This window comes from Lentzea aerocolonigenes (assembly GCF_000955955.1).
GTDB classification, from domain to species: Bacteria; Actinomycetota; Actinomycetes; order Mycobacteriales; family Pseudonocardiaceae; genus Lentzea; species Lentzea aerocolonigenes_A.
The window spans coordinates 1-21,840 of sequence record NZ_JYJG01000110.1 but is presented as its reverse complement, the minus strand read 5'-3'; the positions used below and the strand labels follow the sequence as shown (position 1 = coordinate 21,840).

15 protein-coding genes are annotated in these 21,840 nt (G+C 68.9%); 8 read left to right on the top strand and 7 right to left on the bottom strand.

Annotation, left to right across the window (positions count from 1 at the left end; all coding sequences use genetic code 11):
- Positions 1-43 precede the first annotated feature (43 nt).
- Complete coding sequence (locus tag UK23_RS17225; RefSeq protein WP_045312561.1) at positions 44-1,942, bottom strand: phosphatase PAP2 family protein; 1,899 nt, start codon at positions 1,940-1,942, stop codon at positions 44-46.
- Between the two features lie 115 nt (positions 1,943-2,057).
- On the bottom strand, positions 2,058-4,025 hold the full coding sequence (locus UK23_RS17220) for a hypothetical protein (protein ID WP_052684747.1): 1,968 nt from the start codon (positions 4,023-4,025) through the stop codon (positions 2,058-2,060).
- A 393-nt stretch (positions 4,026-4,418) separates the two neighbouring features.
- Here UK23_RS17220 and UK23_RS17215 point away from each other — a divergent pair, with 393 nt between their 5' ends.
- Genes UK23_RS17215 through UK23_RS17195 form a run of 5 tightly spaced genes read left to right on the top strand, consistent with a single transcriptional unit; the run spans position 4,419 to position 12,116 of the window.
- Positions 4,419-5,393, top strand: coding sequence for a carbohydrate ABC transporter permease (locus tag UK23_RS17215; protein WP_231114533.1), 975 nt, complete (start codon positions 4,419-4,421; stop codon positions 5,391-5,393).
- A complete protein-coding gene (locus UK23_RS17210; protein WP_045312560.1) occupies positions 5,383-6,219 on the top strand; it encodes a carbohydrate ABC transporter permease in 837 nt (278 codons plus the stop codon). Before UK23_RS17215 ends, UK23_RS17210 begins: the two co-directional genes overlap by 11 nt.
- Before the next feature lie 29 nt (positions 6,220-6,248).
- Positions 6,249-7,550: an ABC transporter substrate-binding protein gene (locus UK23_RS17205; protein ID WP_045312559.1), complete on the top strand. Its 1,302-nt coding sequence runs from the start codon at positions 6,249-6,251 to the stop codon at positions 7,548-7,550.
- A 4-nt stretch (positions 7,551-7,554) separates the two neighbouring features.
- Positions 7,555-11,658 carry a glycosyl hydrolase-related protein gene (locus UK23_RS17200; RefSeq protein WP_196777775.1) on the top strand — a complete coding sequence of 1,368 codons (4,104 nt, stop codon included), beginning with the start codon at positions 7,555-7,557 and terminating at the stop codon, positions 11,656-11,658.
- A gap of 20 nt (positions 11,659-11,678) precedes the next feature.
- Entirely contained in the window at positions 11,679-12,116 is a 438-nt protein-coding gene (locus tag UK23_RS17195; protein ID WP_052684746.1) for a GNAT family N-acetyltransferase, read from the top strand.
- Here UK23_RS17195 and UK23_RS17190 read toward each other — a convergent pair.
- Genes UK23_RS17190 through UK23_RS17170 form a run of 5 tightly spaced genes read right to left on the bottom strand, consistent with a single transcriptional unit; the run spans position 12,074 to position 17,694 of the window.
- The gene (locus UK23_RS17190; RefSeq protein ID WP_045312557.1) at positions 12,074-13,582 is read right to left on the bottom strand and encodes a glycoside hydrolase family 43 protein; all 1,509 of its coding nucleotides are present in this window, start codon (positions 13,580-13,582) and stop codon (positions 12,074-12,076) included. The genes UK23_RS17195 and UK23_RS17190 overlap by 43 nt on opposite strands.
- 13 nt (positions 13,583-13,595) lie before the next feature.
- Complete coding sequence (locus UK23_RS17185) at positions 13,596-14,600, bottom strand: endo-1,4-beta-xylanase (protein ID WP_082114728.1); 1,005 nt, start codon at positions 14,598-14,600, stop codon at positions 13,596-13,598.
- A gap of 19 nt (positions 14,601-14,619) precedes the next feature.
- Positions 14,620-15,435, bottom strand: a complete 816-nt coding sequence (locus UK23_RS17180; RefSeq protein ID WP_045312555.1) for a carbohydrate ABC transporter permease — start codon at positions 15,433-15,435, stop codon at positions 14,620-14,622.
- A gap of 1 nt (position 15,436) precedes the next feature.
- Positions 15,437-16,411, bottom strand: a complete 975-nt coding sequence (locus tag UK23_RS17175; protein WP_045312554.1) for a carbohydrate ABC transporter permease — start codon at positions 16,409-16,411, stop codon at positions 15,437-15,439.
- On the bottom strand, positions 16,411-17,694 hold the full coding sequence (locus tag UK23_RS17170) for an ABC transporter substrate-binding protein (RefSeq protein WP_045312553.1): 1,284 nt from the start codon (positions 17,692-17,694) through the stop codon (positions 16,411-16,413). The genes UK23_RS17175 and UK23_RS17170 overlap by 1 nt, the downstream gene beginning before the upstream one ends.
- A gap of 129 nt (positions 17,695-17,823) precedes the next feature.
- Here UK23_RS17170 and UK23_RS17165 point away from each other — a divergent pair, with 129 nt between their 5' ends.
- From UK23_RS17165 to UK23_RS17155, 3 genes are all read left to right on the top strand, one after another.
- Entirely contained in the window at positions 17,824-18,858 is a 1,035-nt protein-coding gene (locus UK23_RS17165; RefSeq protein WP_045312552.1) for a LacI family DNA-binding transcriptional regulator, read from the top strand.
- Positions 18,855-21,152, top strand: a complete 2,298-nt coding sequence (locus UK23_RS17160; protein ID WP_045312551.1) for a beta-glucosidase family protein — start codon at positions 18,855-18,857, stop codon at positions 21,150-21,152. Before UK23_RS17165 ends, UK23_RS17160 begins: the two co-directional genes overlap by 4 nt.
- A 15-nt stretch (positions 21,153-21,167) precedes the next feature.
- A partial coding sequence (locus UK23_RS17155) for an aldose epimerase family protein (RefSeq protein WP_045312550.1) occupies positions 21,168-21,840 on the top strand: 673 nt, incomplete at its 3' end.

The following is a 21,840-nucleotide window of genomic DNA, read 5'->3' as shown; positions in this document are numbered from 1 at the left end:
TGGTGGTACTTGCATACGCCAGGAGTGCCAGCGGATCAGGACACTAGGCCAGGACGCGCACCGAGAGGCCGGCCGGGCTGTACCTGGGCTCGACCCGGCGCTCTCCCCCTGCCACGGTGATGCCGGCGAACCGGCCGAGCAGACCTGGTGCGGTGAGCACCGGCACGACCGCGCCGGCGTGCACGTCCTCCAGCGTGATCTCCAGCGCGCAGCCGGTCGCCAGCCTGATCGGGTGTGCGGCGGACAGCACCGCGCAGCCTCCGCGCCGCACTGTCACCGCCAGGGTGGTTCCGGAGGCCTGCCGGTAGTTCCGCACCCGGACCGCGGTCTCGAGACGCAGCGTGCCGCCACGCAGGTCGACATCTCCCCTGCCCAGCGCGGACGGTGATGCGGCGACCAGTGTGCCGCCTTCGACGCGGGTGGTGCCGGTGTAGTCGTTGGTGCCGGCCAACGTCAGCGTGCCGGTACCCATCTTCACCAGCCCGCCGCGGCCGCCGATCGCGTTGTGCCAGGTGTCGGCCGTGTGGAAGCCGCCGCGGTTCGCGTCCATGTCGACGCGCACGTCGGCGTCGAACGCGCCGAAACCGTCGGCGGCGGCGAAGAGGTTGAGCCTGCCCCACTGCTCAGGGCCGTCGAGCAGCGCGTGCCCGGACGGGAGCGCGGTCGAGCGCAGGACTTCACGCCGCTGGTTCGCCGAGAGGTACGGCAGACGGGTTTCCAGCAGCACTTCCGCGCCCTTGGGCACGGTCATCGCCACCCGGTGGCCGATCCTGGGCAGCCCGTAGGTCAGCAACGGCTCCACCAGCCGGGCATTGGCCTCGCGGTCGGCGTACGGGTCGGCGGAGATGCCCGCGGAGTGCGCGTACTCGAACAGGTCGACGCCCACGTGCTGGCGGAAGAACTCGTTCGCCTGGGTCCGGGCGGCGGCTTTGAGCGTGGCGTTCTGCGGGTCCGCGAGCGTCGCGGCGGCCAGCGCGGTCGCGAGGATCCGGCCGCTGATCACGTCCACCGGCGAGTGCATGCCCGCCACGATCCTGGTGTCGGCGGTGTCGAACGCCCTGGTCACCAGCTCCTGGAACCGTTCGGGGATCGCGTAGGCCAGCGCCAGGCAGGCGAGGTGCAACGCGTTGGTGTGGCCGCTCGGGTAGCCCGCGTCGTCGGCAGGACTGAGGTTGCGCTGGCGCAACAACTGCGGGGCGACCACGACGTCCGAGCGGTAGACCGGGAAGCCGAACTGGTCGGTCTGACCGGTCGGCACCACCGTGCTGTCCGGGGTCATCCGCCACGGCCGCGGGTACTGGTAGGCGTACTTGGACGGGTTGCCGGAGGCGAAGTTCCCGCGCAGGGTGTTGACCAGCAGCACCACCTGGCCGAGCTCGGAGTCCTGCGAGCCCGCGCCGAGTGCCGAGCCGGCCGGGGCGTCCGGCGGCAGCTTGTCGTCCACAGTGGACGGCGGTGTGCCGTCCGGTGCCGAGGTGATGCCGGTGACGGCCTTAGCTCCCGCTTTGTACAGCTCGGCCAGCGGGCCGAGGCCGCCGATCGCGCTGTAGCTCTGGTGCTGACGGTCCACGATGAACGCTCGCTTGGCCTGATCGGCGGTCCGCGCCCTGGTGATCCGCGCGACGTGGCGGACGTTGGCCCTGAGCACGTTCCGGTTGAGCACGACTCCGGTGTCCCAGCTGCCGCCGGTGCGCCAGAGGTCCTGCATCCCGGACAGGGCGCGGACGGCGGCGTTGGTCTCCGGTGTCCGGTTGGCCGTCACATTGGTGCGGTAGGAGTCGACGAACGGCGCCGCGCCCGTGGGCAGTTCGGCGGCGGCCGCTTCGAGGGCCCGGTCCAGGGCGGCCGGGCCGAGCAGCAGGCCCGCGGACAGCATCGCCGAACGACGCAACAGGGCTCTGCGGTCGAACCCGCCAGAAGTCGCGGCTGCGGTGGTGGTCATGTTAGCGCTCCCAATGGTCCTTCAAGGACGCGTGTGGCGACGCGGGGATTTTGGTGCACAATACGCAACGAGACGCGACCGTACTCGAAGTTGAGGTGATGTGAGCGTTAACAGTTCACGGTGCGGCAAGGCGCAGGACGGGTTCGCCGCCCACGTCACCGGCCGGGTGGCCGACCACCGCCGTGAAGAACGGGGTGCGCACGCGCACGCCGTCCGGCACCTCCTCGGCAGCGACCTCGAGCGCGACGGGGTGCGGTCCGTAGCAGAGGACGAACACGGCTCGCCCGTGCGGCGTGGTGGCGATCGGGTCGGCCAGCACGTGGTTGGTCGCGATCACCCGGTGCCAGCCCGCGTCCGGGTTGCCGTAACCCCTGGGGTCGTCGCCGAGCCAGAAGGACAGCTGTTCCTGGGTCATGCCCGCGGTGCGCGGGTTGTTGAAGTACGCGGGGCCGTCCGGCGGGTTCTCCACCCGCAGGCCGGCGGCCGAGGTCAGCGCGAGGCCGCCCGCGAGCAGCACTCCCCCGGTGTCGAACGCCCGCCACGAGTCGCCGAGATCGAACGACACGCCGCCCGGCTCGCCGACCGTCCGGATGCGACGTTGCCGCGAGCCTTCCGCTGTCGCATAAGGGAGTCCGGCGAGGAAGGTCAGCTCCGCGTCGAGGGGCACCGCGGCACGGTCGAGCACCGCGACCACGAACAGGCCTTCGCCGTCGGTGACGTACAGCTGCTGCACGGAGTGCATGACCTGGTCCCAGGTCACCACGGCCTTGGTCACCAGCTTGGCGCCCAGTCCGTCCGCGGCCACGTCGCGCACACGGGCCGGGCCGAGCGGCCGGGTCAGCAGCGTTCTGCGGCCGTCGGCGTAACGCACCAACGGCCCGATGCCGTGCTGGTGGTCCACGATCGACTCGATCACCGCGGTCCCACCGGCGTCGATCAGGTACGGGGTCGACGCGCCGGTGAGCGACACGGAGACCTTCCCGTGCCGCAACGAATAGCGGGTGTGCACAGGGCCGTCGGACTGCTCGCGGTACCACCGGCTGTCGTCGAGGAAGGACCACACGGTGGCGAAGGCGAAGTGCCCGCTCGGCAGGCCGGGCGTACTGGCGCAGAAATAGGCCACCCTCCGGTCGCCGAGGTAACGCCCCAGCTCAGCCTGGATGCGACCGCTGAAGAACCGCAGCCCGAGCATGCCTTCACAACCGGAGTGCTGTTCGCTGTAGCGGGGCCCGCCGTAGTCGAAACCGCGCGCCGACAGCCGGGTCTCGAGGTGCCGGGCGATCTCCTCGCCGTCGTCGAGGAAGCACTTCTCGCCGCTCACCTGGTAGGCCCGCGCCAGGAAGGTGAGCGAGATCGGCAGGTAGTTCTGGTCGTGCCCGGCGCCGTGCTCGACCGGCAGCCGCAGCTCGCGGTCGACGACGCGGCTGGCCCTGACCTCGCTGTGGTACAGGAACATCGCGACGTCCACGATGGACTTCTCGGACAACAACCGCCCGAGCGTCAAACCGGCCACCACGGCGCCGATCGCCTGGTTCGCCGTCTGCTGCGGGTTGAACATGCTCGCCTCGGTGAGCCAGCGCCAGAACCCCGTCGCCACCTCGGCGAGCGCGGTCCACTGCTCCCCGGTGATCACCTCGCGGCCGAACTCCAGCACGTTCACCGCGTGCAGCAACGCCCACACCGTGCTCGGCCAGTCGCCGAAGGGGTGCTCGCCGGCTTCGAGCACGTAGCGCGCGTACGGCAGACCGCTGTCGCGCACGAGCAGGAACGGCTCGCCGGGATTGTCGGTGCGGAAGACCCTTTCGGCAAGCACGAAGTCCAGCCCGCGTCGAACGCATTCGACGATCTCGGGGTCCCGCCGGTCACCGCGGTGCCATGCCAGGCACAGCAACGACACCACGCCGAGCGCCATGTCACCGATGTCATCGTCAGCGGCCGGATCTTCGAGGTTGCCGTCGGGACGCTGGCGCGCGATCACCGCGGACACCGCCCTGGCGAGCACCATCCGCAGCTCTTCGTCGTCGTCGGGCAGGTCGTGCACGCTCGCGTGCTGGCTCGGCAGATACACCGCGGCGGCGGTCATCGGTACTCCTCGCGGGGCGCTCGCCCAAGATCGTCAGCAGTGGTGGGCGTGCGTGGCCGGAGTGCAGCTCCTCCCCGTCGTTCTCGTGTGCGGCGCGGCTGGGACCCGCCTAGTTGGTTTAAACGTAAACTTGTTCACCCGGTCGGAGTCAAGACGCAAATTCGACTCAATCGTTGGAGAACAAGGTTTCCAGAAGATGTTCTTGACAGGTGGGTAACCGGTTCCTACAGTCCCGGAAAGCGCTTTCCAGCTCCCTGGGACGGACCACTGGATCTGCGCCGTGCGTGGCATCGGCAACTAGGCCGTGTCCTGTAAGTCTCGTCCGCGACAGTCTCGACCGTGACTCTCATCGAACAGACTTACAGGACACGGCCTAGGCCCCAAGGGCCAGTGATGACGTCCCAGGAGAAGCACATGTCGGAGAACAGCGGCGTTGCCGTGCTCGACCCTCCTGTCCCGGAGGAAGCGGCGCCGCCCGTGCGACGCAAAGGCAAGCGACACAAGCACAACCTCGCGGGTTACGGTTTCCTCGCGCCCTGGCTGATCGGCCTGTTCGCGTTCACGCTGATCCCGATGGTGTACTCGCTGTACCTGTCGCTGACCAAGTTCAACCTGCTCACCGCTCCACAGTGGATCGGCTTCGACAACTACGTCCGGCTGTTCTCCGACGAGCGGTACCTGCAGTCGATCAAGGTGACGCTGCTCTACGTGGTGACCTCGGTCCCGCTCAAGCTCGCCGCCGCGCTGCTGGTCGCCGTCGCGCTCAACCGCGGATTGAAGGCGCTCGGCTTCTACCGGGCGACGTTCTACCTGCCGTCGCTGCTGGGCGCGAGCGTCGCGGTGTCGGTGATGTGGCGGCAGATCTTCTCCCGCGACGGGCTGGTGAACCAGTTCCTGGGACTGTTCGGCATCCAGGGCTCGGACTGGATCGGTGACCCGCGTTACGCGCTGTGGACGCTGGTCTTGTTGTCCGGCTGGCAGTTCGGCACGCCGATGCTCATCTTCCTGGCCGGGCTCAAGCAGCTGCCGCAGGACCTGTACGAGGCCGCGGCCATCGACGGCGCCGGGCGGTTCACCGTGTTCTTCAAGATCACGCTGCCGCTGCTGTCCCCGATGGTCTTCTTCAACCTCGTGCTGGAGACGATCAACGCGTTCCAGACCTTCACGCCGGCCTACGTCATCTCGAACGGCCTCGGCGGCCCGATCGACTCGACCCTCCTGTACACGCTTTATCTGTACCTCAAGGGATTCGGCAGCATGCAGATGGGCTACGCCTCCGCGATGGCGTGGGTGTTGTTCGCCGTGATCGGCCTCTTCACGGCGATCTACTTCTGGTCGGCCCGCAAGTGGGTGAACTATGCGGACTGAGAAGAAGCAGGTGCACTGGCGGGCGCACGCCGTGCTGATCGTCGTGCTCGTGGCGATGATCTACCCGATGGTCTGGCTGGTCGGCGCGTCGTTCAAGCCGGAGAACCAGATCTTCAGCACGATGAACCCGTTCCCGTTCGCCTTCACGATCGCCAACTACATCAACGGCTGGACGGCGACGGGCAACTCGTTCACCGTCTACCTGGCCAACTCGCTGACGGTCTCACTCTGCACGGTGGTCGCGAACGTGGCGTCCTGCTCGGTGGCGGCGTATGCGTTCGCGCGCCTGGACTTCGCGTTCAAGAGGTTCTGGTTCGCGGTGATGCTCGGCACGATGATGCTGCCGTTCCAGGCGACCCTGATCCCCCAGTACACGATCTTCTACCAGCTGAACTGGATCAACACGTTCCTGCCGCTGGTGGTGCCCTACCTGCTGGCCACCGACGCCTTCTTCATCTTCCTGATGGTGCAGTTCATCCGCGGCATCCCGCGCGAGCTGGACGAGGCGGCGGCGCTGGACGGCGCCGGGCACGTGCGGGTGTTCTTCAGCATCATCCTGCCGCTGCTGCGGCCGGCGCTGCTCACCACGACGATCCTGACGTTCATCTGGACGTTCAACGACTTCCTGCGCCAGCTGGTCTACCTGTCGGACCACTCGCGCTACACCGCACCGCTCGGGCTCAACGCGTTCGTCGACCGGGCCAGCGGGTCCAGCTACGGCGGAATGCTCGCGATGTCCGTCGTCACCCTCGTCCCCACCGTCGCCGTCTTCATCGTCTCGCAACGCCGTCTGGTCGAGGGCGTCGCGACCACCGGCATCAAGTAACGCCTTTCACCGCCAAGAAAGGGAGACACATGTCCATCTCCAGGAGAGGCCTCTTCGGCCTTGCCGGTGGTCTCGCCGCCGCGTCGGTGGCCGGCTGCGGGTTCGCGCCGACCAACAGCGGTGGCGCGGCGAACAACTCGCTGACGTTCCGCTGGTGGGGTGGTGAAGCGCGCAACAAGGCGTACCAGAGCGCTCTGCAGATCTTCACGCAGAAGAACGGCACCAAGGTCGACCCCCAGTTCTCCGGGTACGACGGGTACTTCAACAAGCTGAACACCGAGTTCGCCGGCGGCAACCCGCCCGACCTCTTCCAGATGGACACCGCGCTGGTCAGCACCTACGCGGCCAAGGGCGTGCTGACCGACCTGGGATCGTTCATCCCGAACACGATCCACCTCGACACGCTCTACTCGGCGGTGCGCGGGGCGGGCGTGGTGGACGGCAAGACCTACGGCGTGCCGTCCGGGTCCGGTTACGCGCCGGTGCTCTACGACAAGACCGTCTTCGAGCAGGCGAAGATCCCCGTCCCCGCCGACACGTGGACGTGGGACGACTTCGGCCGCATCGCCGGTGAGATGTCGAAGGCGATGGGGCAGGGCAAGTACGGCGCGCTGGACGCTTCCAAGGACGACTCCGGCGCATTGCAGCCGTGGCTTCGCCAGCGGGGCAAGGACCTCTACACCGGCGACGGCAAGCTCGGGTTCACCAAGGACGATCTCGCCGAGTGGTTCGCGCTGTGGGACAAGCTGCGCAAGGCCGGTGCGATCTGCCCGCCCGAGATGCTGTCCAACACCGACTCCGCGACGGGCAACCACCCGTTGATCTCCGGTCAGATCGCGATGACCACGGGGTGGGGCCTCGCGCAGATGGCGCCGCTGACCCAGCACGCGCTCGACATCGTGGTGGTGCCGCGCGGCAGCAACGGCAAGACCGGACAGGCCCTCAGCGGCGGTGTGCTCCTGTGCATCCCGGCCAAGAGCAAGAACCCGGAAGCCGCCGCCAAGGTCATCGACCTGTTCATCAGCGACGTCGACGCGATCAAGGCGATGGGCATGTCGCGCGGAATCCCGCCGTCGGGCAAGGCCTTGGAGACGTTGACGCCGACGTTGACGGCATCCGACAAGCGCGATGTGACGTACGCGCAGTACGTCGCCGACGAGGTGGCGAAGGACGGGCTGCCGAACGCCCCGACGGCGCCTCCTGGTTACAACGACGCGAAGACGGCGCTGGACTCGGCGGCGAAGCAGGTCGCGTTCGGCAAGATGTCGATCCCCGACGCGGTCGCGCAGTACTTCCGCGACGCCGAGGCAGCATTGCAAGGGGCCAAGTAACACCGTGCCAACTGATCCTGGGGTGTCCGTCGAGAGCACGGATCTGTTCGTCGGCCTGGCTTCCGCACCGCGCCAGCTGGTTCGCGTCACCGTCTCGGTGCCGCGGTCCGAGCAGGCGTGGGTGCGGATCACCGGGCCTCTTGTGCGCACACCGGAACCGGTGCGCGTGGCGGCAGGTCCGGACGAGGTCGTGGCCGAGGTCGGCGTGGTCTTCTCCGCGCCGACCACCGCGGGCACGGCCTACCCGGCGACCGTGCTCGTCGCGCCGGTCAGCGGTGCGCCACCGCACGCCTGGGACGTCACGGTGACCGCCGCGGAGACCGGGTGGACGATGTGGATGGTGTCGCACTTCCACTACGACCCGGTGTGGTGGAACACGCAGGCGGGCTTCACCGAGACCTGGCTCGACCTGCCGGGCGCGCAGGCGAAGCGGATGCCGTTCCAGCTCTCGGCGTTCGACCTGGTGCGCGCTCATCTCGACGCCGCCAGGACGGATGAGGACTACCGGTTCGTGCTCGCCGAGGTGGACTACCTCAAGCCGCACTGGGACGCGTTCCCCCATGACCGGCACGATTTGCGGCGGTTCCTGCGCGAAGGCCGGATCGAGATCGTCGGCGGCAACTACAACGAGGCCAACACGAACCTGACCCATCCGGAGTCGACCGTGCGCAACGCGGTCTACGGCGTCGGGTTCCAACGGGACGTGCTTGGTGCCGATCCGCAGTCCGCGTGGATGCTCGACGTGTTCGGGCACGATCCCTCCTATCCCGGGCTGATGGCGGATGCGGGGCTCACGTCGAGCGTGTGGGCGCGCGGGCCGTGGCATCACGTGGGGGCCAAGCGGCACACCGGTGACATCACGCGGATGCAGTTCCCCTCCGAGTTCGAGTGGATCTCGCCGAGCGGGCGCGGGGTGCTGACGGCCTACCTCGCCGATCACTACGTGGCCGGGTGGGACATCGAGCGCAAGTCCACTTTGGACGAGGCGATGGCGGAGGCGTACCGGCAGTTCACCTCGTTGCGTTCGGTCGCGGCCACCCGGAACGTGCTGCTGCCGGTCGGGCACGACCACAACGTGCCGTCGCGGTTCTGCACGGAGATCCATCGCGCGTGGAACGCACGCTATGTCTGGCCGCGGTTCGTCGTCGGCCTGCCTCGTGACTTCTTCGCCGCGGTGCGTGCCGACGCCTCTGAGCGTTCGGTGAAGTTCAGCCCGCAGACCAGGGACATGAATCCCGTCTACACCGGCAAGGACGTCTCGTACATCGACACCAAGCAGGCGCAGCGCGCGGCCGAGGTGGCGGTGCTCGACGGTGAGCGGATGGCGGCGCTGTCGACGTTGCTCGGCGCGGGCTATCCGGCGTTCGCGCTGGACAAGGCCTGGCGGCAACTTGTCTACGGCGCGCACCACGACGCGATCACCGGTACCGAGTCGGACCAGGTGTACCTCGATCTGCTGACGGGCTGGCGGGAAGCCGACGAGCTCGGTCGTGCGGTTCTCGGCGACGCGATCTCGCACCTGGCCGCCTGCGCCGACACCTCCGGCGTGGGCGAGGCGGTGATCGTCGTCAACTCGCTGGCCTTCGCCCGTGATGCGGTCGCGACCGTGGAACTCCGTCTGCCCGGTTTCAAGGGTGCGCGCGTGCTGGACGCCGATGGCGTCGAGGTCGCCGCGGTCACCGAGGCGGTGATCAAGCATCCGGACGACACGCTCGAACTGACGCTGACGTTCGTGGCACGGCAGGTTCCCGCCTGCGGCTACCGGGTGTTCCGGGTGGTCGACGATTACCAGGTCCCGCCCTACTGGATGCCACAGCCCGGTGTGACGATCGAGTCCGAGGCGTTCGTGGTCGAGGCCGATCCGGAGCGCGGCGGTGCGTTGTCCCGCGTGTACGACGTGGCGGCTGAGCGCGAACTGCTACGACCTGGTCGTCTCGCGGCTGAAATGCTCGTGCAGGAGGAACATCCCGGGCATCCGGTGTGGGGTGAGGGGCCGTGGCATCTGCTGCCCAAGGGCCCAGGGGTGACCGCTGGTCCGGCCGTGGTGCGCTCGGAGACGAGCCCCGTCGGCGAGCGTCTCATCAGCTCCTGCTCGCTCGGCGAACTGCGGATCAGGCAGCAGGTCACGCTGTGGCACGGGTTGCCACGGGTCGACGTCCGGTCCTTCGTGGACGGTTCGATCGGCCAGGACCGCTTGTTGCGCAGCCGGTTCGCGTTCGACCTGCCCGGCGCGCTGCCCGTGGCCGAGGTCGGGTTCGCCGCGGTGGGCCGTTCGTTCGGCTTCCCGGACGTCGACGCGGCCACGCACCTGTGGACGCTGGACAGCCCCGCGCACACCTGGGCCGGGCTCTCCGCACCAGTTCGGCTTCGGCTGCCCGACGGTGTTCTGCACGCCATCGGGGTCGCGGAGGTCATCGCCGACGACGCCCGCGACCTGATGGCCGCGTTGGTGGCCAAGGGCGTCACCGCCACCCGCACCAGCGCTTCCGGGCCGCGCTACGGCTCGCTCGACGTGGACTCCAACCTGCCCGACGTGCGCATCGTCGTCGGCCACAACGACTTCACGGCGGCGGTGCTCGACAGCGCGCCCGAGTACCGCGCGACGCTCGACGCCACCGGCCGGGTGCTCGTGCCCGCCTCCTATTCGCGAGCACAGCGGTGGGTGCCGGACGCCGACCTGCGCGGACCGCGTGACCTGCCGGTGCTGATCGTGATGGACGTCGAGGCGCTGATCGAGGACCTCGCCGACGCCTGCGTCGAAGTGTCCGGCGGCACCACCGATCCCGCCGTCGACCACTCGGTGGCCGTCGTCAACCGCGGCACCCCGGGGTTCGTCGTGTCGCCGGACGGCACCCTGCACGTGTCGTTGATGCGTTCGTGCAGCGGCTGGCCGGCGGAGGTGTGGGTCGACGGCGACCGCCGCACGGTGCCGGACGGGTCCAGCTTCGCCTACCAGCACTGGTCCCACACCTTCGACCTCAGCCTGGTCGCCGGAGCGGGCGACTGGCGCCGCGCTGGTTTCGCCCGCATCAGCCAGGACGTCAACCACCCGCTGCACGCCCGCCAGGTGCCGTCGAGCCCTGGCGACCTGCCTGCCTCGTTGAGCCTGCTGGCCGTCTCACCGCCCAGTGTCCTGCTGACCGCGGCCAAGATCCACGGCAACCCTCTCGCGTCGTGCACCGACGACCACGGCTCCGACCTCTCGGTGCGGCTGTACGAGTCGACCGGGACGCCGGTAACCGCTTCGATGTCGCTGCACGGCGGAATCGAAGCGGTTCAACGCCTGGACCTGCTGGAAGAACGCGAAATCGAACCGCTTCCCGTCCACTCCGGACAGGCCGAGGTCTCACTGGGCGCGGCGGACGTAGCAACACTGCGGCTGGTGCCTTCGTCACGGCTCCCCGTCGCGCCGATCGAAACGCTCGAACCCGTCCAGCCGGTCTACACCCGCTACTGGCGGCACAACTCCGGCCCGGCCCCGATCGGCAACCTGCCGGTCTCCGTGCACGTCACCCCGTCCTTCACCCGTCTCGCGCCCGGTGCCACAGCCCCAGCGCGGATCACCGTGAGCTGCAGCGGAACTCCGGCCAAGGGTCGCCTGGAGTTCAGCGGTGGTCAGTCGTGGGACTACGACCTGGCGGCCGGCGAGTTCGCCGAGTTCACCGCCACCCTGAAGGCCAGGCCGGGGCGTCACCTGCACGCCGCCCGCATCCGCGACCACCTCGGCCAGGTGCTGGAGGACAGCATCGAGGTGGTGTCCGGCCCCAGCACCGACCGGGACCTGGTCGACGTCCTGCTCAGGGCAGGCGCCCTCCTGCTCGCGCCCAGCGAGCACGCGCTGCTGCCGGTGACGCTGCACAACCGCGTCCAGAGCGAACTGCACGGCGAGATCACCGTGATCAGCCCGTTCGGCACGTGGGACGACGACGTCACCATCGGTCCGCGCACCCAGCCGTTCGTGATCCCACCGGCAGGCAAGATCACCGTACCGGTGACGGCCACCGCGGCACCCACAGCTCGCCGAGGTGCGCACTGGTGGACGCTGGTGCGGGTGGCCGCGCACGGCAGGCTGTACTACTCCCCCGCGATCCCCGTCAGCATCCGGTAGCCACGGCGGATGATGGCGGGATGCGCATCCACCGGCTGACCGCGGAGGACCACGAACTGCTCGACGCCGCGGTGCGGAAGTTCCGCGGCGTCGAGGTGCGTGACCACACTCCGTTCCTGACGGATCCGGCGACCATCGCGTTGCTGGCACTGGGAGACCACAAGGTGCTCGGCTGGGTGTGGGGACTGCGGCAGCGCCACGTGTGCGGCTACTCGCAGGTGCAGTTGTACGAGATCGGCGTCGATCAGACGGCGCGGCGACGTGGCATCGGGCGCGCGCTGCTGACGGCCTTCCGCGACCAGGCCGTCAGCGAAGGGCACCGGAAGATGTGGCTGTTCACCGACGAGGACAACCACGCCGCGAAGGCGCTGTACGAAGCCGCCGGTGGGCAGCCATCACCTCACGACGACGCCGGCTACTGGTGGCAGCTGGATGACCCCTGCGGGACTTCGCGGTAGGTGAAGCCGGAGAAGTCGGCCCACGAGTCGCTCGGCACGCCGTCACTGGTCGCATAGAGTCCTATGTGGACTCCGGTGAACCCGCCGGTGACCGGCGTGCTGAGGAACAGGCCGTCGAACGGCGCACCCAGCGGTCGCCCGTCGACCAGCGCCTGGTGCTCCTGACCGTGTGCCTCCACACCGAGCCTGACCGCACCCTCGCCGGCCTGGGCCTTGGCGAGCACCTCGTCCTGCCCGCCGACCCGGCGCACCAGCGTGACCTCACGGCCGGCCCCGAGCATCAACCGCACGTGGTGGTCGTTGTTCTGCAGCAGCACCATCCCAGCGGCCTCGGACGGCCCCGCGGGCGAGAAGTCGAGCGAGCACGACACGTGGAACGACTGGTGTTGCTGGCGCCGCACCACGGCACTCGGGTTGACGAGGCCGGTGATCGATTCGGGACGCAGGCGCAGCCGCACGCGGCCGGAATCGAGCGACAGGAAGTCCGACTCCGGAGTGCGCACGAACATCCACGCCGGATCCTCCTCTGGCCACGGGTGCGGAGGCAGGTCCGGAACGGGGTACGAGACCTCGACCCGCCCGGTGCCCGGGCTGAACACCGGACCGTCTGCCTCCCACGAGACAGGCACGAGAAACGTCTCGCGGCCCAGGTTGTAGTAGTAGCCGCCGTACGGGCGCACCGCCAGCAACACCGCGTACCACTGACCGTTCTGCGTGCACACGAGGTCCGCATGCCCTGCAGCAGCGATCGGATGCGAACGCCCGAGGTGCCGATGGGTCAGCACCGGGTTCAGCTGCGACCCGCGATACGGTCCGGTCACCTCGTCAGCGAACGCCACCACCACGGAGTGCTCGAAGTCCGTGCCACCCTCGGCACACACCAGCACATATCGTCCATCCACTTTGTACAGATGCGGTGCTTCGAGCCACCGGGACTCCGCCATCGCGCCGCGGAACACCACGTGGTCCGGGCCTGCCGGGGAAAGCGTCTCCAGGTCGAACTCGCGCAGGTAGACCTCGGTTCGCCCGTCGCGGATCTCGCGGGTCCCGGTCCACCACGCCCGCCCGTCGTCGTCGAAGAACAACGACGGATCGAACCCCTCGGCCTCGGGAAGCCACGTCGGCTCGGACCACGGCCCGGCCGGATCGGTGGCAGTCACGACGAAGTTGCCGGTCTCCCGCGTCCCGTGAACCAACGTGCACACCACGTAGAACACGCCGGAGTGGTGCCGGATCGTCGGCGCGTACAGCCCACCGGAGGCGCGCACTCCCTGCAACGGCAGCTGCGACGGCCGGTCCAGCACGTGGCCGAGCTGCCGCCAGTGCACCAGGTCGCGGCTGTGGTAGACCGGCAGGCCGGGGAAGTACTCGAAGGTGGACGTGACCAGGTAGTAGTCCGGTCCCACCCGGCACACCGACGGATCGGGGTGCGAGCCGGGCAGGACCGGGTTCGAGAACTGTGCCAAGTGGACTCTCCAGCTACGGGTTGAGCCTGGTGTAAGCGGGTTTCGGCCTCAAGTTCGAGTCGAACAGGCAAGCCGCGCCCTCACCGGGGAACGTGCCCGGCACCCACGAGTGCCGGTCGGTGAAGCCCCACGTGGTGAACTCGACGCAGCGCGAGACGGCGTGACAGGCGTCCCAGATCTGCCGGAAGTAGCTCGCCTGCGTCGCGAGCTTCGCCGAGTCCGCAGGCAGCGGAATGCGCACGTCGGCCTCGGTGATCGCGATGTCGAGCCCCAGAGCGGCGAACCGCTCCATGTTCTGCCGGAAGCTCGTCGGGAACCCGTACTTCGTCGCCAGGTGCGTCTGGATGCCGATGCCGTCGATCGGCACGCCCTGCTGCTTCAACGTGCGCACCAGGTTGTACAAGCCGGTGCTCTTGGCGTTGATGCCCTCGGTGTTGTAGTCGTTGATGTAGAGCTTGGCCGACGGATCAGCGGCACGAGCCCAGCGGAACGCGTCGGCGACGTAGCCGTCACCGAGCTTCTGCTGGAAGATCGACTGCCGCCGCGACCCGTCCTCGTTGAACATCTCGTTGACGACGTCCCACGCCCGGATGCGGCCGCGGTACCGGCCCATCTCCGTGTTGATGTGCTGCTGGGTGACGCTGCGCAGCTCGGACGAACCGAGGTTGTTGAGCCAGCCGGGGTACTGGCTGTGCCACACCAGCGTGTGCCCGCGCACCGACTTCCCGTTCTGCTGCGCGTAGTTCACGATCGCGTCCGCACCGGACCAGTTGAACTGGCCGCGGTTCGGCTCGACGACCGCCCACTTCATCTCGTTCTCCGGCGTGACGTTGTCGAACTCGCGCGTCAGCACCGACTTGAAGTCCGCTTCGTTCAGGTTTTGGGCAGCCACCGCGCTACCCACATACCTGTTGGTGATGTCCTTCAACGGTCCCGCAGCGGACGCGGGAGCCACCTGTCCGAGCACCATCACCGCGGCCGCCACCGCGGTGACGCACATTCGGGCACGCAAAATCATCGTGACTCTCCTTAGCTGGTCACCCTTTCACTGAACCTGTGAGGCCACCGACCATGCGGCGTTCGGCGAGCACGAAGAACGTGAGCGCCGGAATCATCGACAGCGCCGTGAAGGCGAGCACCTTCGCGGTGTCCTGGGTGTGCTCCGACTGGAACATCGCGACGCCCAGCGGAAGCGTGAAGTTGGTGGAGTCGTTGAACACGAGCAACGGCAACAGGTAGAAGTTCCAGCTGCTGACGAACGCGAGCACGGAGACCGTGATCAGCGCGGGACGGGACAGCGGCAGCAGGATCCGCCAGAAGAACCCGAGCTTGGCCGCGCCGTCGAGCAGTGCGGCGTCCTCCAGCTCGCCGGGGATGGCGTGCATGAACGGCCGCAGGATCACGATCGTGACCGGCAACGAGAACGCCGCCTCCGGAATCGCCACGCCGAGCGGGTTCTCCAGCAGCCCGAGCAGCCGCAGCCACAGGTACAACGGCAGTGCGGCCACGCCCAGCGGGAACAGCAGGCCGAGCGTGAACAGCGTGTAGAACGCCTCCCGCCCGCGGAAGGCGTAGCGGGACAACGCGAACGCCGCCATCGAGCCGAGCGCGACCGCGAGTGTCGACGCGATCACCGCGATCAGCGCGCTGTTGCCGAGCAGCCGCCAGAACACCGGCGAGGTCAGCACGTCCCGGTAGTTGTCCCACACCCACGGGCCGGGCAGCCCGGCCGGTGCGGAGTTGATCTGCGCCGTGGTCCGGAACCCGCCCAGCAGCACGAACAGCAGCGGCACGACCGTGACGCCCACGACGGCGAACGCGGCGAGGTAGCCGGCGGTGTTGCGACGTGCCATCTCAGCTCACCGCCCTGGTCAGCGCACCCTCGGTGTCGCGGCGCAACGCGAACCGCTGGTACAGCAACGCGAAGGTGAAGCAGATGATGAAGAGGATCACCGCGACCGCGCTGCCGAACCCGAACTCGTAGCGCTTGAACCCGTGGTCGGTCAGGTAGCTCACCATGGTCGCGGACGCGTTGGCCGGTCCGCCGAGCGTCATGATCCAGACCAGGTCGAACAGCTGCAGCGACCCGATCACCGACAGGAAGATCCACACCCGGATAGTCGGCCCCAGCAGGGGAAGCACGACGTGCCGGGTCGCCTGCCAGCCCGAGGCGCCGTCGAGCGCGGCGGCCTCCCGCAGCTCGGCCGGAATCCCCTGCAACCCGGCCAGCAGCAGGATCACGCCGAACCCGATGTACTTCCAGGTGATCACGACGAACAGCGTGTAGAGCACGATCTTCGGGTCGGCGAGCCACTGCCGCACGAGGAAGCCGAGCCCGGCGCCGCGCAGCAGTTCGTCGATGAACCCGCCCGGCTGCAGGATCAGCAGCCAGATCACCGCGGTGACGGCCTCCGACAGCACGTACGGCGCGAAGACCACCATCCGCAGGAACGTCCGGCCCCGCAGTCTCCGGTTGAGCAGCAGCGCGAGGCCGATGCTCAGCGGGAGCTGCACGACGATCGAGAGCACCACGATGATCAGGTTGTGCCCGATGGCGCTCTGGAACACGTCACCGGAGAACGCGTCGACGTAGTTGCCCAGCCCGACGAACTCCGTCAGCGGGCCGAAACCGTTCCACGAGTAGAGGCTGTAGTACGCGGCCACGCCGATCGGGATCAGCACGAACGCGGTGAACAGCACCAGACCTGGCCCCAGCAGGAGCGCGAGCTCGAGACGCGTGCGCGTGCGGGACCGCCGCCGGGCGCCCCCAGCCGCGGGCGCGTGCGGACTGGGGGCGGTCAACGGCCGCGACCTGGTCGCGGTGCTCATCACTTGTTCCCGGCGGCCGCCTGGCTCACCGACTTCACGATCGTGTCCGGCCCGCCCTGCCCGGCGAAGAAGTTCGCGATCGCGTCGTTGAGCGCCTGGCCGACGTTGGTCGGCATGGCGATGTCGAAGTAGAACTGCAGGTGCGGCGCCTTCGACACGTACTCCGAGATCTTCTTGTGCGTCTCGGTCTTCAGCGACGCCACGGCGGCCGGGTGCACGGGCAGGCCGGACCCCGTCGCGGCGAGCTTCTTCTGAACGTCCTCGCTGACCAGATGGCCGAGGAAGTCCGCGCACGCCTTGGCAGCGCGCGTGGTGCAGGAGAAGCCGTCACCGCCGCCGAGGACCGAGTTCGGGTCGCCCTGCCCGCCCGGTACCGCCGGGAACGGGAACCAGCCGATCTTCGAGTCCAGGTCCTTGTCCTCGGACAGCGACTGCATCACGTCCGGGTTCCAGTCGCCCTGCAGCTCCATAGCCGCCTTGCCGTTCGCGAGCATGCCCGCCGAGCTGCCAGCGCCCTGCTGGGCCGGGGTGCCGACGAAGCCGTCCTGGAACGGCTTGGTGTCCAGGAACGCCTTCAGGTTCTCCCCCGCCTTGGTGAAGCACGGGTCGGAGAAGTCCTTCTTCTCCACCGCGGTCTTCAGCGAGTCGACCGAGCACTGGCGGATCGCGAAGTAGTTGAAGTAGAACGCGTCCGGCCAGCGGTCCTTGCCCCCGACCGCGATCGGCACCAGGTTCGCGGTCTTCAGCTTGGCGACCGCCGCGTTCAGCTCGTCCAATGTAGACGGTGGACTGGTGACACCGGCGGTGGCGAAGAGGTCCTTGCGGTACCAGAACCCGACCGCGTGCATCTGGTACGGCACGCCGTACTGCTTGCCGCCGGACTGCCAGCCCTGGGCCGCCTGGCCGAGCGGGCCGATCCAGCTCGACGACGCCTGCGTGATGTCGGCGATCTTGCCGGAGCTGAGCTGCGAGACGAGTGAGCCGCCGCCCCACTGCTGGAAGATGTCCGGTGGCGTGTTGCCCTGCAGCGCGAGCGGCACCTTGGTCTGGAACTGCTCGTTCTGCAGCGGTTCGACCGTGAACGAGACGTCCGGGTGCGCCTTGTGGAAGTCGTCCGCGATTCCCTGCCAGATCGACTTCATCGGTTCGGTCGTGCGGTTGTGCCACCAGGTGAGGGTCACCGGGCCGTTGGCTGAGGCATCGCCGCCGGAGCCGCTGCACGCGGCGAGCATGAGCGTCGCCGCGGCGGCTAAAGCGACGGACAGCTTGTGCGGGGAACGCATTGGTCCACTCCTGACGACGTCGGCCGAGTGTGACGATGCGCGACGATGCGCGACGGCTAGTGAGAATTCCGCTTCGATCCCGCCGTGTCAATCGTTGTCGATAACGTTTTACACGGCTAGCCTGACCCCGTGCCTCCTCGCTCTCGCGTCACCATCCGTGACGTCGCGGCTCAAGCCGGCGTCTCGGTCGCGACCGTCTCCAAGGTCCTCAACCAGCGCTACGGCGTCGCCGCCGAGACGCTCGCGCGGGTGCAGGCCGTGATCAAGGAGCTGGGGTACGAGGCGAGCCTGGTCGCGCAGAGCCTGCGCAACCACCGCACCAACGTCATCGGAATCCTGGTCGCCGACATCGAGCCGTTCAGCACCGAACTGCTCAAGGGCGCGGCGGACGCCATCCGCGGCACCGGTTTCGAGCTGGTCGTGTACTCGGCCGGCGGACGCACCGGTGATCCGCAGGGCTGGGAACAGCGGTACCTCACGCGACTCAGCGGCACCCTGGTCGACGGCGCCGTGCTGGTCACGCCCGCGGTCGATCTGGAGGGACTGCCCGGCACCCCGGTCGTCGCGGTCGACCCGCACACCGGCCGCTCACCGCTGCCGACCGTCGACTCCGACAACCTGCACGGCGGGCAGCTCGCGACCGAGCACCTGATCTCGTTGGGGCACAGCCGGATCGCGCTGCTCACCGGACGCGAGGACCTGAAGTCGGCCCAGCAGCGCGAGACCGGCTATCGGCGCGCGCTGGCCGCCGCCGGCATCGCCGTGGAGGAGAACCTGATCCGCCGCGGTGACTACGACCACGACATCGCCGCCGAGTCGGCACGGGAGCTGCTCGCCGGCCCCGATCGACCGACGGCTGTGTTCGCCGCCAACGACATCACGGCCATCGCCACCATCGAAGCGGCTCTCGAACTCGGTCTGCGGGTGCCGGAGGACGTCTCGGTGGTCGGCTTCGACAACATCCCGGAATCGGCTCTGTGCACCCCGCCGCTGACGACGGTGCAGCAGCCGATCCGGGAGATGGGCCGTCGCGCGATCACGTTGCTGGTGCGGCTCATCAACGGCGAGTCGCCGGATGAAACGCACATCACGCTCGGCACCGAGCTGATCGTCCGCGGCTCGGCCCGCGCGTTGACCCTCCCCGAAGACAGGCGGTTCCCGTGACGACCGAAGCCACCACGCCGGCCGAGCGCTGGCGCGACCCCCGCGTCCCCGTCGCCGAGCGGGTGCGGGACCTGATGGCCCGGATGACACCGCGCGAGAAGGTCGCGCAGCTGTACGGCGTCTGGGTCGGCATCGACTCCGGCGGCGAGGTCGCACCGCACCAGCACGACTTCGTGGCACAGCTGGACTTCGACGAGTTGCCGCAACACGGGATCGGTCAGCTCACCCGCGTCTTCGGCACCCGCCCGATCGCGCCGGAGGTGGGCGCGCACAGCCTCGCCCGCACCCAGCGGCAGATCATCGAGGGCGGCAGGTTCGGGATTCCCGCGGTGGTGCACGAGGAATGCCTCACCGGGCTGGCCGCGTGGCAGGCGACGGTGTACCCGTCACCGCTGTGCTGGGGAGCGAGCTTCGAGCCGGATCTGGTGCGGCGCATGGCTTTCCACATCGGTCGCTCGATGAGCGCCCTCGGCGTGCACCAGGGTCTCGCCCCGGTCCTCGACGTCACGCGGGACCTGCGGTGGGGGCGGGTCGAGGAGACCATCGGCGAAGACCCGCACCTGGTCGGCACGGTCGGCGCCGCGTTCGTCGCGGGCCTGGAGTCGGCGGGGATCGTGGCCACGCTCAAGCACTTCGCCGGCCACTCGGCCTCCAGGGCGGGCCGCAACCTCGCGCCGGTGTCCATCGGCCCGCGCGAGATGGCCGACGTGATCCTGCCACCGTTCGAGATGGCGCTGCGGGCGGGCGCGCGATCGGTGATGAACTCCTACTCCGGCGTCGACGGTGTCCCGGTCGCCGCCGATCCCACGGTGCTGACCGACCTGCTGCGCGGCGAGTACGGCTTCACCGGGACGGTGGTCGCGGACTACTTCGCGGTGCCGTTCCTGCACATGCTGCACGGTGTCGCCACCGGTCGCGAGGACTCCGCCGGCCAGGCGCTGATCGCCGGCATCGACGTCGAACTGCCCACTGTGGACTGTTACGGCGATCCGCTGCTGGCCGCGGTGGAGTCCGGTTCGGTCGACGGCGCGCTGGTGGACCGCGCGCTGGAACGCGTGCTGCGGCAGAAGTGCGAGTTGGGGCTGCTGGACCCGGGCTACTCCCCCGACCCCGCCGCGAACCTCGACCTCGACGACGAGGAGTCCCGCGCGCTGGCGGGCGAGCTGGCCGAACGCTCGATCGTGTTGCTGCACAACGACGGCGTACTGCCGTTGACCGGCAGGCGGGTCGCCGTTGTCGGCCCGAGGGCCAACGATCCCGGCGCGCTGATGGGTTGCTACTCGTTCCCCCTGCACGTCGGCGTGCACCATCCGGACGTGCCGATGGGCATCGACGTGCCGACCGTGCTGGACCGCCTGCGCGGTGATCACGACGTCACGTACGCACTCGGTTGCCCGGTCCTCGGAGGTACCGACGAGGAGATCTCGGAGGCCGTCGAGACCGCCCGGCACGCGGAGGTCTGCGTCGCGGTGCTCGGCGACCAGGCCGGTCTGTTCGGCGGCGGCACGTCCGGGGAGGGCTGCGACGCCGCCGATCTCCAGCTTCCCGGCAGGCAGGAGGAGTTGCTGGAGGCCCTGCTCGCCACCGGCACCCCCGTCGTGCTGGTCCTGCTGTCCGGCAGGCCCTACGAGCTGTCACGCCAGATCGATCGGCTCGCCGCGGCCGTGTGCGGCTTCTACCCCGGCGAGGAAGGCGCTGCCGCGGTGGCCGGAGTCCTCAGTGGACGGATCAACCCGTCCGGCCGCCTCCCGGTGAGCTTCCCCGGTGCAGGCGCGAGCCAGCCGTCGACCTACCTCACCGCGGCGCTCGGCGCCCGCAGCGAGGTCAGCACCGTCGACCCGACGCCGCTGTTCCCGTTCGGCCACGGCCTGTCCTACGCCCCCGCCACCTGGGTGCGGGTGACCGCGGACACGCAGGAGTGGCCGACCGGCGGCACCTGCCGAGTGGCCACGACCCTGCACAACGACACCGATCGCGGCACCAGCGAGGTCGTCCAGATCTACCTGCACGACCCGGTGGCCGAGGTCGCCCGGCCCGTCCGGCAGCTGATCGGCGCGGTGAAGGTGGAACTCGAGCCCGGCCAGACGCGCACCGTCACCACCGTGCTGCACGCGGACCTGACCGCCTACACCGGCCGGGCCGGTCACCGGCAGGTCGACCCCGGTGAGGTCGAGCTGCACGTGGGCAGGTCGAGCGCGGACATCCACACCGCCGTACGCCTCACGATGACCGGACCTCGTCGCGAGGTCGGCTTCGACCGCGTCCTCACTCCGGAGTTCGAGATCGACTGTTAGCGCTAACATGGCGGAATGCTGGTCGACACAGAGCACTTCGGCAGGGTCGGTGACGTGGACGTGCACCGATACGCGCTGGTCAACCCGGGCGGCATCACCGTGCGGGTGCTGGACCTCGGCGGCGTGGTCCAGTCGATCGACGCACCGGACCGCGACGGCGCGCTCGCGAACGTCGTGCTCGGTTTCGGCGACCTCGACGGCTACGTGGCCAACAACCGCCCGGACGCCGGCCGGGTGTTCTTCGGCGCGCTGATCGGCAGGTACGCCAACCGGATCGGCGGCGCGGCGTTCACACTCGACGGCGAGCAGTACCGGGTCAAGGCCAACGAGAACGCCAACTGCCTGCACGGCGGCCCCGAAGGCTTCGACACGCACGTCTGGCAGGCGAGCCCGTTCTCCGACGACGAGGGCGTCGGCGTCCGGCTCAGCCACGTCAGCCCGGACGGCGATCAGGGCTTTCCCGGCCGGGTCACGACCGCGGTGACGTACCACCTCGACGCGCGGAACCGGCTGACCATCGGTTATCGCGCGGAGACCGACGCGCCGACAGTGCTGAACCTGACCAACCACACGTACTGGAACCTGGCCGGCGAGGGCGCGGGCGACATCTACGACCACCTGCTGACGATCCGCGCGGGATCGTTCTGCGCGGTCGACGACTCGCTGATCCCGCAGGGACGTCCGGTAT

What these genes read in the sequence shown, in the direction of transcription:
- UK23_RS17180 (WP_045312555.1), bottom strand. Translation starts at nt 15,435, where the DNA reads ATGGCACGTCGCAACACCGCCGGCTACCTCGCCGCGTTCGCCGTCGTG.
- UK23_RS17205 (WP_045312559.1), top strand. Translation starts at nt 6,249, where the DNA reads ATGTCCATCTCCAGGAGAGGCCTCTTCGGCCTTGCCGGTGGTCTCGCC.
- UK23_RS17210 (WP_045312560.1), top strand. Translation starts at nt 5,383, where the DNA reads ATGCGGACTGAGAAGAAGCAGGTGCACTGGCGGGCGCACGCCGTGCTG.
- UK23_RS17175 (WP_045312554.1), bottom strand. Translation starts at nt 16,411, where the DNA reads ATGAGCACCGCGACCAGGTCGCGGCCGTTGACCGCCCCCAGTCCGCAC.
- UK23_RS17195 (WP_052684746.1), top strand. Translation starts at nt 11,679, where the DNA reads ATGCGCATCCACCGGCTGACCGCGGAGGACCACGAACTGCTCGACGCC.
- UK23_RS17185 (WP_082114728.1), bottom strand. Translation starts at nt 14,600, where the DNA reads ATGATTTTGCGTGCCCGAATGTGCGTCACCGCGGTGGCGGCCGCGGTG.
- UK23_RS17170 (WP_045312553.1), bottom strand. Translation starts at nt 17,694, where the DNA reads ATGCGTTCCCCGCACAAGCTGTCCGTCGCTTTAGCCGCCGCGGCGACG.
- UK23_RS17220 (WP_052684747.1), bottom strand. Translation starts at nt 4,025, where the DNA reads ATGACCGCCGCCGCGGTGTATCTGCCGAGCCAGCACGCGAGCGTGCAC.
- UK23_RS17215 (WP_231114533.1), top strand. Translation starts at nt 4,419, where the DNA reads ATGACGTCCCAGGAGAAGCACATGTCGGAGAACAGCGGCGTTGCCGTG.
- UK23_RS17225 (WP_045312561.1), bottom strand. Translation starts at nt 1,942, where the DNA reads ATGACCACCACCGCAGCCGCGACTTCTGGCGGGTTCGACCGCAGAGCC.